A 13,279-nucleotide genomic window follows, 5' to 3' on the forward strand; every position below is an offset into this window, starting at 1 on the left:
GTCAGTGCAGAAATTCGCGCACGCCCTCGGCGTCCCGCGCGTTCAGAATATCGTCGGCCTGCGCCCACCCGCGCCGGGCGGTGTGGACGCCGTATCGGACGTTCGCGTACTCGGGTGGGGAGTGGGCGTCGGTGTCAATGGCGATGGTCGCGCCCTCCTCGACGGCCTGCTTGACCGCGCTTCCCCAGAGGTCGAGGCGGTGAGGGTTGCTGTTGATTTCGAGCGCGGTGTCGTGGTCCACGGCGGCGCGGGCCACCGCGTCGATATCCAGTTCGAGACCGGGGCGCTTGTGTATCATCCGGCCGCTCGGATGACCAAGGATATCGACGCTCGGGTGTTCGATGGCCGCGACGAGGCGGTCGGTCCCGTCGCCTTCCAGTTTGCTGTGTGGCGACGCGACTACGCAGTCGAGGTCCGAAAGCAGGTCGTCGCCGACGCTGATTTGCCCGTCCTCGGCGATGTTGGTCTCGACGCCAGCGAACACCGTGACGGGGAGGTCGTCCTCGATGGCTCGAATCTCGGCCAGTTGCTCGCGTAACTCCTCGTCATCCAGTCCGACGCCGCCGACCATCCCCGGCCCGGTCGCGTGGTCGGAGACGGCAATGTAGTCGTGACCGAACGCCGCGGCGGCCTCGGCCATCTCCTCGATGGTGAATCCGCCGTCGGACCACTCGGTGTGGAGATGCAGGTCGCCCCGAATTTCGTCCACCTCCACGAGGTCCGGCAGGGCGTCGGCGGCCGCGGCGTCGATTTCCCCGCGGTCCTCGCGCATCTCCGGTTCGATGTAGGGCAGACCAAGCGCCTCGTACATCCCTTCCTCGGTCTCGCCAGCCACGCGCTCGCCCACACGCTGTCCGGCGTCTGCGTCTTCGACCTCGCTCACGTCGAAGACGCCGTACTCGTTGATCTTGAACTCGCGCTCGATGGCGTAGTTGCGCAGGCGGATGTTGTGTTCCTTGCTCCCGGTGAAATACTGGAGCGCGCTCCCGAACTCCTCGGGGTCCACGACGCGCAAATCTACGCGCTGGCCGTCCGAGCGCACGCTCGCTTTGTCCGTTCCGGCCTCGATGACTTCGTCGGTCTCCGTCCAGTCGGTGAACGCGTCGATGACCGCCTGTCGGTCCTCGCTCCCGACCAGCACGTCGATGTCGCCGATGGTCGGCTTCCAGCGGCGGAGCGACCCCGCGAGTTCGCACCGACCCGCCTCCGGAATCGCCTCGAAGAAGTCGAGGGCCGCCTCGCCAACAGGTCGGGCATCGCCGAGCAGTTCCCGGCCCTGCGACTGGCGGGCGAACTGGATGCCCTCCAAGATGTTCTGCTCGGTCTTCTCGCCGAACCCGGACACCTCCCGAATCTCGCCCTCGCGGGCCGCGTTTTCGAGGTCGTCCAAGTCCCGCACGTCCAGTGCCCGGTAGAGATCGCCGACCGTCTTCGGGCCGACGCCCTCGACGCTCGTGAGTTCAGCCATCTCGACCGGCATCTCCGCGCGCTTTTCCTCTAACTGCTCGAAGGTGCCGGTCTCGACGGTCTCCACGACTTTCTCCGAGATGGACTCGCCCACGTCCTGAATCCGCTGGACGGCTTCGGGTCCCTCGGCGGCCAGTTCCTCAATGTTCTCGGGGGAGTCCCGGATGCTCTCGGCGGCCCGCTCGTACACCTTCGGCTTGTAATCGACACCTTGGGCGGCCAGCAGGTCGGCGTACGCTTCGAGTACATCGGCGATTTCGGCGTTTCGTGACATGGTTAGAATCGTCCGCGACTGCCCGCGTCGTCGCGCCCGAGCGCTTGCTTGAGAAACGACATCCAGCGCTTCTGGTCGGCGGCCTCCTTGGCTTGGCTCTCGCGTTCGAGGTCGGTCGGACCGAGGCTTTCGAGCGCGTTGAGCGCCCGGTCGATGCCGACGACGGCGGCCACGAGGTCCTCGCCCTCCTCGCGGGAGATGTCGCCCTCCTCCAGCAGTTGCCTGCGCTGAAGACGCTCGCGCCGGAGGTTCTTCTTGGCCTCGTCTACTCGGTCGCGCTCGCCCGCGGGAACCGTCTCCCGTCGCTTGATTTCGAAGACGAACTCCCGGAGGTCTATCTCCTCACCCTGCACGTCGATGGTCTCTGGGATGTCCGCGCCGACCGTCGCGCCCTCGCGCTCGACGCGTTCGAGCAGTTGCTTGCGCTCGTACTCCTTCACGTCTCGTTCTCGGTGCGCCACCGCCAAAAATTCGCCGGGAGCGCGACCCGCCTGCTGGACCGCGCCCGAATCGCCTCGTCGCCCGCGTTGACGCCTCGTCACAGATACGGGCGACGACTGCCGGGGCATGCGCCCCAGAAATAATCGCCCGGCGGCGCTATGACTCCGTTCAAAGCATAGGTGCGTGGGGTGATTACGAAGGTGCATGAAAAAGCCCGGAGAGGTGTTCGCGGACGCGAGCGTCTACGACCCCGGTATCGAGGCCATCGTGCCGCGGTACGACGAACTCCACGACACCATCCTCAACGCACCGCCACACGACCGAAGCGACCCCGTGAACGTCCTCGAACTCGGCGCGGGGACCGGCGAACTCACGACCAAACTCCTGACTCGGTTCCCCGACAGCGAGGTGCTGGCGGTTGACCACAGCGACCAGATGCTCGACGAGGCCGAGCGGAAACTGGAGACGTTCGGCGACCGCGCGACCCTCCGGTCGGGCGCGTTCCCCGACGACTACCCGAACGCGGACGGTGAGTACGACCTCGTGGTCTCCTCGCTGGCGATTCACCACCTCGACGAGACCGGGAAGCAGGACCTCTTTGACGCCATCTACGAATCGCTCGCGCCCGGCGGATGGTTCATCAACGGCGACGTGGTTCGGTTCGACGCGCCCCACCTCGAAACGCTCTCGGAGGACATGATAGAGAACTGGGTCCGCTCGAAGGGATGGGACGAGTCGGCGTTCATGGACGAGTGGGAGGCCAGCGACGACTACGACGACCCCTCGACGCTGACCGACCAGTTGGTCTGGCTCAGGAACTCTGGCTTCGAGTCGGTTACGTCCATCTGGCAGTATTACAACTTCGCGGTGTACGGCGGCGGCAAGGCCGAGTAGACCCCTTGGGGTCACTCCCGACGGGCGACGAGCAAGGTCGCGCCGAACAGATAGAGGAAGACGACACCGACCGGAATCGGCAGTCCGGGGAACCCGCGAGTCCAGAGCAACCACGTCGCAACCGAGAGGACGACGCCCGCGAGCACGAGCAGGCCACCCATCGCTCGCACCGGGTCGATGGTCGCCTCGACGCGCTCCTCGAACCGATAAAGCAGGACGCTCAGCGCCACGGCGGCGGCGACGACCGCCGCGCCGACCGTCCACGCCTGATACGCGGCCGCTATCGACTGGCCCTCCTGAAGCGCGAGCGCGCTCAGCGGCGTCCGGACCGCGAGACCCTCCGAAATGGAGATGCCCGAGACGTACCGAAGCTGAAAGAACGGAAAGCGGACGAACAGGACACTACCGACGCCCGAGAGCGTCGAGTAGGTGACGTTCCACGGGAGGAGCGCCGAGAGCCACGCCGCGACCACGGCCAACTCGCCCGCGTACTCGGACCGAACCCATACCATGCGCGAGACACCGAAAGCCGGGGAGTAAAAGCTACCGGGACGCAGGAGTGTCAACTCGGTGATTTTCTGGAGCGAGTCGTCAGCAGGCCTCACCTGTCGGCCAATCGCGCCCTATCCGTAGCGCAACCCGTGATTTAAGTACCACCGCTGTGATGTGGCGCGTAAACCGTCCGCGGGCCACACGACTGTCGTCGCTGCCCGCGGTTTTCGACCCATCATGTCTCAGTCGCCCCTCTCCGAGTGGACCAACGACGTGCGGATTCGCATTCAGGAGTTCCAGCGGACGCTCCGGCGGACCGCGGAAGTCCTCCGAGGGACCACCGTTGACGCCGAGGAGTACGACCCCGGCGAACACGGGCCGCTGGTGACGTTCTCGGGGCTGTCGGGCTACGAGGAGGTGGACCGATACTGGGTGGACGCCCCCTTCGCGTTCGTCTCCATCAACTACGACGAGGTGGAAAACGAGTATCTGTATCAGGTCGTGGAACCCGAACTGGACGACCTCGAAACCGAACTGCTCGACCGCCTGCTCTCGGACATCCGCGACTCGCTGGTCCACCGCCGGGAACCCCGCGAGGACGCCGACGACCCGGCCACCGCCGAGAGCGTCCTAAAAGACGAACTCCGGGAACTCCTCTCGATGTACGGCGTCGAAGTGGACACGGCGAGCTTCTACCGGCTGTTCTACTACCTCTTTCGCTCGTTTCGCGGGTTCGACAAGTTGGACCCCCTGCTGTCGGACCCCCACATCGAGGACATCTCCTGTGACGGTTACGACTTGCCGCTGTTCGTCTACCACGACGAGTACACCGACATCGAGACGAACGTCGTCTACGGCCAAGAGGAGTTAGACAATCTCGTGGTCCGACTCGCCCAGCAGTCGGGCCGCCACGTCAGCATCGGCGACCCCGTGGTCGAGACGACCCTGCCCGACGGCTCGCGGGCCGAACTCGCCCTCGGCGAGGAGGTCACGCCCCGCGGGTCGGCGTTCACGATTCGGAAGTACGCCGACGAACCGTTCACGCCCATCGACCTCGTGGAGTACGGCACGTTTAGCCTCGACCAGATGGCGTATCTCTGGCTGGCCATCGAGTCGAACAAGTCGCTCATCTTCGCCGGAGGGACGGCGTCGGGCAAGACCACCTCGATGAACGCCATCTCGATGTTCGTCCCGCCGCGCTCGAAGGTGCTGACCATCGAGGACACCCGCGAGTTGGCGCTGTATCACGACAACTGGCTGTCGTCGGTCACGCGTGAGCGCCGGGGCGAGAGCGCCGACATCACGATGTACGACCTGCTTCGGTCCGCGCTTCGCCACCGCCCCGAGTACATCGTCGTCGGCGAGGTCCGCGGCGAGGAGGCGATGACGCTCTTTCAGGCGATGAACACGGGTCACACCACCTACTCGACGATGCACGCCGACTCGGTCCAGACGGTCATCAACCGCCTCGAAAACGAACCCATCAACGTCCCGCGGGCGATGATTCAGAGCCTCGACATCCTGTCGGTCCAGACGCTGACCTACGTCGGCGACGAGCGCGTCCGGCGGAACCGCGTGCTGGCCGAAATCGAGGGCATCGACCAGCGGACCGGCGACTTGGACTACTCGACGACGTTCTCGTGGAACGCCAACGCGGACACCTTCCGCCAGAGCGACAGCAACATTTTGGACGAGATTCAGGACGAGCGAGGGTGGTCCCGTAGCGAACTGCTCGAAGAACTCCGTGACCGCGAGCGCGTCCTCCAGTATCTCCGCGAGCAGGGCGTCTCGGACTACCGGCGGTTCACCGCGATGATAAACGAGTATTACTCCCATCCCGACCGCGTGTTGGACACCATCGAGTTGGACGCCGAGGTCACGACCGGGTTCGACTGATGTGGGGGTTTCTGCCGCTCGTACTGGTCGCGCTGTTCGCGCTCCCGGTGGCGCTCGCGCCGGTCTCGCGCCGGGCGAACCGACTCGTCGTCTTCCTCGCGCTCACGGGGTTCGGCGACTGGGTCGCCGAGCGCGGCAGGCGACAGATGCAACGCCGGACGCTCCTCCAGTCGGTCCACGCCAGCGAAACCTACCGGATGTTCGCGGCCAAGACCCTGCTGTACGCCGGATACGCCGGGGTTGTCGGGAGCATCGCTGGCGTCTACGTCGTCGCGGGCGCGCTGGCGATTTTGCGCATCTCGCCCGAAACGATGCGCGAGACGTTACCCACGCAACTACACTTCCTCGCGGGCCTGCTCGTCTTTCCGAACCTCTCGGCGGGGCAGTTGTTCGCGCTCCTGTTGGCGAGTAGCGCGACGCTCGGGGTGTTCTCGGGCGTCGTGACCTACTGGCTCCGGTGGGAGAACGTCTCCTACCGGGCGAACGCCCGCGAGCGCAAAATCGACGAAAGCCTCGCTCGGACGGTGGCGTTCATCTACGCGCTCTCGCGGTCCGGGATGGCATTCCCCGAGATTCTGCGCACACTGGCGGGCAATCAGGAGGTGTTCGGCGACGCCGCCGAGGAGATAGCGGTCGCGGTCAAGGCGATGGACTACGCGGGGTTGGACATGCTCTCGGCCATCGAACGCCTCGCCGACCGCACGCCCAGCGAGAAGTTCGGCGAGTTCGCGGACAACCTCGCCAGCGTCCTCCAGAGCGGCCAGAGCATTTCGTCGTATCTCGACACCCAGTACCGGCGCTATCAGGAGGACGCCGAGGCCCAACAGGAGTCGTTTCTCGAACTGCTCGCCACGCTCGCGGAGGGGTACGTCTCGGTGTTCGTCGTCGCGCCGCTGCTGTTTATCACCATCCTCGTCATCATGGGGCTGATGGCGCTGGGCGACACTCTGCCGGTCCTCCGGATGCTTGCGTACTTCGCCATCCCGCTGGCGAACGTCGGGTTCGTCATTTACCTCGACAGCATCACCGAATCGCTCCGGGCGAGTCGTGAGGACCGGGACGTGAATCTCGCGGCCGCGGCGCTCGCGGGCGTCCGGCGAACGGACGCGCCCACGGCCGAGCGCACGGGCGTCGATCGCCCGGACGAAGACGCGACGCCCGCGCTCTCGGACGGCGGCGGAACTGCGACTGCCGACGCTGGCGCGACCACTGAGGACTCGGCCGTCTCGAACTTCGAGCGCCTCGACGCCGCGGAGAACGTGGATTGGCTTCGGCGGGCGCTCTCGGACCCGACTCGGACCCTGCGCGAGAACCCCGTCGTCGTCCTCTACGTCACCATACCGCTCGGCCTGCTCTCGATTCTGCTCCGGTCGTGGCCGCATCTGGCGAACGGAACGCTCACGCTCCGAGTGTTCGACGACTTCGCGGTGCAGGCCGCGCTGTTCGCCGTCGGCACCTTCGCCGTCGTTCAGGAACTCCACCGGCGGCGCATCGCCGCAATCGAGGCCGCGGTCCCGGACTTCCTCGACCGCCTCGCCAGCGTCAACGAGGCGGGAATGTCGGTCGTCGAGAGCTTCGAGCGCGTCGCCACGAGCGACCTCGGCGCGCTCGACGCGGAGGCCAAGCGCCTCTGGACCGACATCGAGTGGGGCGTGGACGCCGAGACCGCGCTCTACCGACTGGAGGACCGCCTCGACACGCCGACCATCACCCGGACGGTCACGCTCATCGCCAACGCGATGCACGCCAGCGGCGACATCGCGCGCGTCCTGCGCATCGCGGCCGACGACGCCCAAGACACCCGGCGACTCAAGCGCAAGCGCCGCCAAGAGATGCTGACGTACATTATCATCATCTACCTCTCGTTCATCGTCTTCCTCGTCATCGTCGGGGCGCTGAACAGCATCCTCATCCCGAACCTGCCGACCGACGCCGCCGCGCCCGCGCCGGGGAGCGCGGCGAGCAACAGTCCCATCGGGGGCATCGCGGGCGTCGATGTCGAGGCCTACACCCTGCTGTTCTTCCACACGTCGCTCGTGCAGGCGGTCTGCTCGGGGCTGGTCGCCGGACAGATGGGCGAGGGGAGCGTCCGGAACGGCGCGAAGCACGCGACGGTCCTGCTGGTCGTCGCCTACGCGGTGTTCCTATTCTTGCCGTAGTCGTCGCTCCGAGAGCCGACGCACCTGGAAACGTTGGTGAGAAGGCCAACGACCCGCGTCAGGAATCGTTTTGTGGCTTCTCGGCGTCGGCCACTTCCGAGACGAGGACGACCAGTCCCAACAGGACTCCGAGCGCCAATCCGACCGTCACGACGCCGTAGACCGCGAGACCGAGCGGCGTCGGTTCCAACTCGACCAGAAAGAGGAGTTTCACGGTCGAGAGGTCGTCGGGACCGACCGCACCCAACACCGCGCCGACCGCGCCCGTGATGGCGACGATGAGGAAGTAGAACCCGACGACGAACGACCGTCCGCGGAACGTCTCACTCACGAGCGAAGGTCCGACCGCGGGAAGGATTAGCCTTTTCATCCGGACGCCCCAACGTCTGGTATGACCGAAAAAGACATGCTGGGCTACATCCTCGGGGGAATCGCTTTTCTCATGTTTGCGATGGGCCTCGTGCTCGCGGTGACGTGACTCCGAGAACGATGAAGTCCTCGTTACCGGCACGACCGGTACCGTCGGGTCTCACGTCGTGAGTGCGCACGCGGACCGCGACGAGACGGTCCGAGCGGGCGTCCGCGACCCTGTAGGGCAGCGGACCGGTTCGCGGACGAAGTCGAACTCGCGGAGTTCGACTTCGAGCGACCGGAGACGTGGGGCAATGCGCTGGCGGTCGCGCTGACCGAACCGGGCCACCGCGACTGCGCCTACGACCGGACCGGTCCCGCCGCACTCACCCACCGACAGGTCGCCGGAGTGTTCAGCGCGATGTTGGACCGGCCAGTAGCGTACGCTGACCCCTCGATTCCCTAGTTCGCGTAGCACATGCGCCGCCGCGGGTTCGACTGGCCCTACGTCGCGGTGATGGTCGGCATCTACACCACCGCGCGCTTCGGTTTCGCCGACCGCGTGACAGACGACTTGTCAGACGTGCAGGGCCAAGACCTCCGCCCGCTCCGAGAGTACGTCGCCGACTACGTAGACGAGCTCCGGCGGTAGGCGCGCGGGCGAGGTCGAAAACGCTCTCTTTTCGACGGTGGCGTGGCTGTTCGATAGAGAAAAATCGGAAAAACGGTCGTCGCTATTCGTCGTCGGTCGGCTCTCCGCCGTCGGTGGCGACCTCTTCGCCGCCGTCGGTGAGTGCCGTCTCACGCTTGCGCTCGAACCACGCCCACTCCTTGGACTTCATGCCGTACTCTTCGAGGTCCCACGGGTCGCCGCTCTCGACGCGGGGGCCTTCGAGCCACGAAGTCAGCAGGTTGTAGACGAAGATGAGTTGTCCGAAGCCCATGATGAACGCCCCGACCGTGGCGGCGATGTGCATGTTGGTGAACTGCGGGAGGTAAGTCGCGTAGCGCCGGGGCATCCCGCCGTAGCCCAGCAGGAGCATGGCGATGAACGTCACGTTACTGCCGATCATCGTCAGCCAGAAGTGCCACTTGGCGAGGGTGCGCTGGTACATCCGGCCGGTGTAGAGCGGGAACCAGTAGTAGATGCCCGCGAACCCGGCAGCTGCGATAGCGCCCATCACGATGAAGTGGAAGTGCCCGACGACGTAGTAGGTGTCGTGAAGCACGAGGTCAACCGGAATCGACGCGAGGAAGACGCCGGTGACGCCGCCGATGATGAAGTTCTGGACGAAGCCGATGCAGAACAGCATCGGTGCCACGAGGCGGATTTTCCCGTTCCACATCGTCGTAATCCAGTTGAACACCTTGACCGCGCTCGGCACCGCGATTGCGAGTGACACCGCCATGAAACTCGCCCGGATGCGCGGGTCGATACCCGTGCTGAACATGTGGTGTGCCCAGACGCCGAACGAAAGGACACCGATGGCCAGCGTCGAGTAGACGACGAACTTGAACCCGAACAGCTTCCGGCCCGAGAACCGCGGCAGGATGAGACTGACCAGCCCCATCGGCGGCAACACGAGGATGTACACTTCGGGGTGGCCGAAGAACCAGAACAGGTGTTGCCAGAGGATGGGACCACCGCCTTCCGCCGCGAAGAACGTGGTGGCGAAGTTGCGGTCCAACAGGAGCATCACGAGCGCGCTCCCGAGCAGCGGGAACGAGAAGAGGATGATGCCCGACTGGGTGACCATCGTCCACGAGAAGATGTCGAGGTTCTCCCACCCGACTTCCTCACCGCGCTCGCTGAAGATGGTTGCGATGAAGTTTATCGCCCCCATCGTCGCCGAAACCCCTGAGAGATGCAGTCCGAGAAGCATCAGGTCCACGCCGGGGTTCGTCTGCTCGACCGACAGCGGCGTGTACATCGTCCACGAGGTCTGGGCCGGGTCGATGGTCTCGGTCAACGACGCCAGCGGGAAGCCCGCCCAGATGAGCAGGGCCGCGGGCGGGAGCAACCAGAACGCGATGGCGTTGATTCGCGGGAACGCCATGTCGTCCGCGCCGATGAGCAGGGGCACGAAGTAGTTCCCGAACGCCGCGATGATGGGCGTCCCGAACAGGAACAGCATCGTGATGCCGTGAGTCGTCAGCAGGGCGTTGTAGAAGTTCGCCCCGATGAAGTTCTCGGCGGCCGTCGTCAGTTCTGCGCGCATCAGCAGGACGGCGATGCCGCCCCACGTGAACGCGATGAGTCCGTACAGTCCGTAGAGGATACCGATGTCCTTGTGGTCAACCGTCGTTAGCCAACGCACGATTCCGGCAGGCTTCTCGCTGTGTGCCTGCCCAGTCTGTTCGCCGACGTACCCGCCGCCCGCAAGGGGCGTGTAGGAGCGCCAGTCCTCCAACCGCGTGAGGAACGTGGCGACTCCAAACAGGAGGAGCCCCATGACGACGGTGAGTGCGATTTGCCCGGCTTCTACCATACGGCTTCGTCAGGACTACAAGGTAAAGAAAGGTTAGGATACGCCGCCGCGGCGTCGGGGGGTTTCGTGCCAACCGATTGCAAACTTTTCGCGGAGAAATCCATTAACTGTCGCTACTCCGCCACGATTGTCGTCGGACTCACGGCGACCCAGAAGTAAGCGTTACCGAATCGAAACGAAGGCGAAATGAAAACCGACGCTACCGTACCGACCGTTTGCTTCGGGGAACGGGACGGGAGAACGGCGGTGGCGTCACTCCGACTCGGCAGACTCGATGAGGGCGGCCGCGATGTAGGTCAGGTACGCCAGCAGGAGGAAGGGGACGACAAGCAGGGCGAACCCGAGGACGGATGTCAGCCCCTCGATTTTCCACGGCGAGTTGACGGTGAACAACACGACGAAGAAGCCGATGATGAAGAGCGGGATGATGTTGACCGAGATGTCGAGCCAGGTCTCCCGTTCGAAGATGGGGGTTGCCATACACGGTGGTAGCAACGGGGGTCCCAAATAGGTTGCCGATTCGGGTCGGCCGCGCGGGGGCGTACGGTCGCGCCGTCGCGCGCGCCGAGTCAGTCCGTCGCTTCTCAGGCCGCCTTCGGTTGCCAGACCGACCCGAAGACGCCGCCGAAGAGGAAGATGACTCCGCCGACGACGATGGCGACGCCGCGGAGGTGGACCGATCCGCTCGTGAAGTAGGTGATGACGCTGCCGACGGCGAGACACAGCACCGACGCCGTGACCAGTCCCTTCCACGGGTCGGCGATGTATCCCGACTCGCGCAGGATGCCGACGATGCTCCCGACGAACAGCAGGAGACCGCCGACCGCGACGGGGAAGAGTGGCCAGACGATGCCGACCTCGAAGATGGCGAGACCGAAGGCGACGAACACCGGCCACGGACTCGCCTTGCGGTACTCGTCGCTCAGTCCGGGTTGCTCGTCCATACCTACCGGTCGGGCGGGTAGCGACTAAAGGGCACCGCTCCGGAGTTGCGTGGTGTTGAGGCGCGACCCGAAAGTATTCGCGGGCGGCGTCTCCCGGCCGCCGCGGGAGTCGGGGCGCTCAGACGAAGGCCAGCGAAATCACGCTGTAGGGGTCGTTCATCTGGACCGAGTAGACGAACAGGAACGCGAAGTACACCACGACCAACACCCCGAGCATCTTGAGTCGGAACGTCCGCAGGTCGTCGTTCTCGCGTCGATAGGTCTCGTGGAACTCCTCGCGGCGCTCGTCGTCGAGGCGTTCCCAGTGATCGATGCCCTCGTGGAGCACGAGCAGTCGCTCGCTCTCCAGTGGGCGACCGCAGTGGGGACAGTTGACTGGCGATTCGCCCGGCGGCACCTCGGTGTCGTCGGTCAGCGTCGGTCGGTCGGTCATGATTGGGTTCGGGGGTGGATTTCGGGGATCAGTTTCGGTGTGACGTTCGTCGCGCGTTTCAGACGAACGGCGGTGCGGCGCTCGGTGCGGAGACTATCCAGAGGCTCGACATCGTATAGAGGACCATCACGACGACGAAGGGGTACTGGCTCTGAATCGCCTGCAACCGGCCGGGGAACACCTCGTACGCGCTCGCGTGTGCGACCCAGACCGCCAGCAGGTGTCCGAGCAGGACGAACGCCACCGCGAGCATGCCGAACCAGTCCGGCAGGACGATTACGGAGGGGTTGATCGGCGGCTGGAGCGGATTCGACAGCGCCGAGACCAGCGCGGGCGACAGCGACAGCGAGAGACCGAGGAAGTGCGCGAGGTGGTACCCCGCCGCGATGGGCAACAGCGAGGGCGCGAACCGGCGGGCGATGGCGTCGGGCTTCAGGTAGGTCTCGGCGGTCCGGCGCGAAAATCCGGACGCGAGCCAGTAGACTCCCAGAAAGAGTGCGTAGCCCGCGAGGAGCGCGGTCGGGTAGAGGACGACAGCAGGGACGCCGAGACCGACCGCGCCGCGCGCGATGTCGCCCCAGAGCGGCGTGCCGACGAACCCGTCGTAGGTCGTGACCCACAGAATCGCCACGACGAAGGCCACCCCGTCGCGGCCGTCGTCGGGGAGCGGGTCGGTCAGCGCCGCGCCCGGCGGTCGGAGTTCGAGACCGCCGCCCTCGGCGCGCTGAATCGGCGCGACCTGCCCGTAGTACCGGCAGAGTCGCGCGACGGGGTCGGCTTTGCCGAACCACGCGTCCGGGCCGAAGACGAGCGCGCCAGTCAGCGTGACGACGGAATAGCCGACGATGACCCACGTCAGCAGTCGCGGGTCGTCGGCCAGCGGACTGACGACTTCCAGCCAGACGACCGCGAGGAGACCGACAACGCTCGGCCACGCGCCCAGTCGCTCGGGGTACTCGCGGTCGAGCGTCGGCACCCACTCGGCGACGGCCCGCCACGGATTCAGCGCGGGCCAACTGTTCCCGACGAGGTAAATCGTGGCGACGTAGCCCGCCCACCAGCCGACCCAGACCAACAGAATCGCGGCGTTCCGGAACATCCGTTCCGGGCCGAAGAGTCCGATTGCGACGATGCCGAACAGTGCCGCGACCGAGAGGACCCGCGTCAGCGCCATCGCGGCGTCGAGTGGCGCGTCAGCGACTCGCCGCCAGCCGTGAACCGCGCGGATGAACGCCCGGTCGGTGACGAAACTGGCGAGCAGGAACGACGCGCCGACGACGCCGCCGCCGGTCAGCAAGAACAGCCACGTCGGCACCGAGAGGTCGCCGGAGGCCGCCCGGAGACCCCCACCGTGGGCGAGCGCGGTCCCGGCGAAGAGAGTTCCTGCGACGAGCGCGAACGCCGCGCGTACGGGCAGTCGGACGTGCGACTGTCTCATC

At 65.7% G+C, this 13,279-nt stretch carries 14 protein-coding genes; 5 read left to right on the forward strand and 9 right to left on the reverse strand.

Features of this window, described 5'->3' with window-relative positions:
- Nucleotide 1: 1 nt before the first annotated feature.
- Nucleotides 2-1,741, reverse strand: a complete 1,740-nt coding sequence (gene polX / locus EP007_RS11750; RefSeq protein WP_128477839.1) for a DNA polymerase/3'-5' exonuclease PolX — start codon at nt 1,739-1,741, stop codon at nt 2-4.
- Nucleotides 1,742-1,743: 2 nt separating this feature from the next.
- Nucleotides 1,744-2,181 (reverse strand): DUF5788 family protein, encoded by a 438-nt coding sequence (locus EP007_RS11755; RefSeq protein WP_128478582.1) that lies wholly within the window; start codon nt 2,179-2,181, stop codon nt 1,744-1,746.
- Between the two features lie 205 nt (nt 2,182-2,386).
- Between EP007_RS11755 and EP007_RS11760 the strand changes: the two genes are divergently transcribed.
- Nucleotides 2,387-3,076, forward strand: a complete 690-nt coding sequence (locus tag EP007_RS11760; protein ID WP_128477840.1) for a class I SAM-dependent methyltransferase — start codon at nt 2,387-2,389, stop codon at nt 3,074-3,076.
- Nucleotides 3,077-3,087: 11 nt separating this feature from the next.
- Here the strand turns inward: EP007_RS11760 and EP007_RS11765 are convergent, their stop codons facing one another.
- Nucleotides 3,088-3,588, reverse strand: a complete 501-nt coding sequence (locus EP007_RS11765) for a DUF7549 family protein (protein WP_128477841.1) — start codon at nt 3,586-3,588, stop codon at nt 3,088-3,090.
- Between the two features lie 217 nt (nt 3,589-3,805).
- On the opposite strand from EP007_RS11765, the gene EP007_RS11770 reads away from it, so the two are divergent.
- On the forward strand, nt 3,806-5,464 hold the full coding sequence (locus EP007_RS11770) for a type II/IV secretion system ATPase subunit (protein WP_128477842.1): 1,659 nt from the start codon (nt 3,806-3,808) through the stop codon (nt 5,462-5,464).
- Nucleotides 5,464-7,623 carry a type II secretion system F family protein gene (locus tag EP007_RS11775; protein WP_128477843.1) on the forward strand — a complete coding sequence of 720 codons (2,160 nt, stop codon included), beginning with the start codon at nt 5,464-5,466 and terminating at the stop codon, nt 7,621-7,623. Before EP007_RS11770 ends, EP007_RS11775 begins: the two co-directional genes overlap by 1 nt.
- Before the next feature lie 58 nt (nt 7,624-7,681).
- Here the strand turns inward: EP007_RS11775 and EP007_RS11780 are convergent, their stop codons facing one another.
- Nucleotides 7,682-7,954, reverse strand: a complete 273-nt coding sequence (locus EP007_RS11780; RefSeq protein WP_128477844.1) for a DUF7520 family protein — start codon at nt 7,952-7,954, stop codon at nt 7,682-7,684.
- 205 nt (nt 7,955-8,159) lie between these two features.
- Between EP007_RS11780 and EP007_RS18275 the strand changes: the two genes are divergently transcribed.
- Both EP007_RS18275 and EP007_RS17795 read left to right on the forward strand, forming a co-directional pair.
- Nucleotides 8,160-8,309 (forward strand): hypothetical protein, encoded by a 150-nt coding sequence (locus EP007_RS18275; RefSeq protein ID WP_368408075.1) that lies wholly within the window; start codon nt 8,160-8,162, stop codon nt 8,307-8,309.
- A 143-nt stretch (nt 8,310-8,452) separates the two neighbouring features.
- Nucleotides 8,453-8,626 (forward strand): NmrA family protein, encoded by a 174-nt coding sequence (locus EP007_RS17795; RefSeq protein WP_243700375.1) that lies wholly within the window; start codon nt 8,453-8,455, stop codon nt 8,624-8,626.
- An 82-nt stretch (nt 8,627-8,708) separates the two neighbouring features.
- On the opposite strand, the gene EP007_RS11790 is transcribed toward EP007_RS17795, so the two are convergent.
- The 5 genes from EP007_RS11790 to EP007_RS11810 all read right to left on the reverse strand — a co-directional run bounded on the left by EP007_RS11790 (nt 8,709) and on the right by EP007_RS11810 (nt 13,278).
- Nucleotides 8,709-10,463 (reverse strand): cbb3-type cytochrome c oxidase subunit I, encoded by a 1,755-nt coding sequence (locus EP007_RS11790; RefSeq protein ID WP_243700376.1) that lies wholly within the window; start codon nt 10,461-10,463, stop codon nt 8,709-8,711.
- Nucleotides 10,464-10,715: 252 nt separating this feature from the next.
- Complete coding sequence (locus EP007_RS11795; RefSeq protein WP_128477845.1) at nt 10,716-10,943, reverse strand: DUF6684 family protein; 228 nt, start codon at nt 10,941-10,943, stop codon at nt 10,716-10,718.
- Nucleotides 10,944-11,047: 104 nt separating this feature from the next.
- Nucleotides 11,048-11,407, reverse strand: coding sequence for a DUF7541 family protein (locus EP007_RS11800; protein WP_128477846.1), 360 nt, complete (start codon nt 11,405-11,407; stop codon nt 11,048-11,050).
- 118 nt (nt 11,408-11,525) lie between these two features.
- Nucleotides 11,526-11,840 (reverse strand): C2H2-type zinc finger protein, encoded by a 315-nt coding sequence (locus EP007_RS11805; RefSeq protein ID WP_128477847.1) that lies wholly within the window; start codon nt 11,838-11,840, stop codon nt 11,526-11,528.
- A 58-nt stretch (nt 11,841-11,898) separates the two neighbouring features.
- Complete coding sequence (locus EP007_RS11810; RefSeq protein ID WP_243700377.1) at nt 11,899-13,278, reverse strand: hypothetical protein; 1,380 nt, start codon at nt 13,276-13,278, stop codon at nt 11,899-11,901.
- Between the last annotated feature and the right edge of the window lies 1 nt (nt 13,279).

Source organism: Halorussus pelagicus (assembly GCF_004087835.1).
Classification (GTDB): domain Archaea; phylum Halobacteriota; class Halobacteria; order Halobacteriales; family Haladaptataceae; genus Halorussus; species Halorussus pelagicus.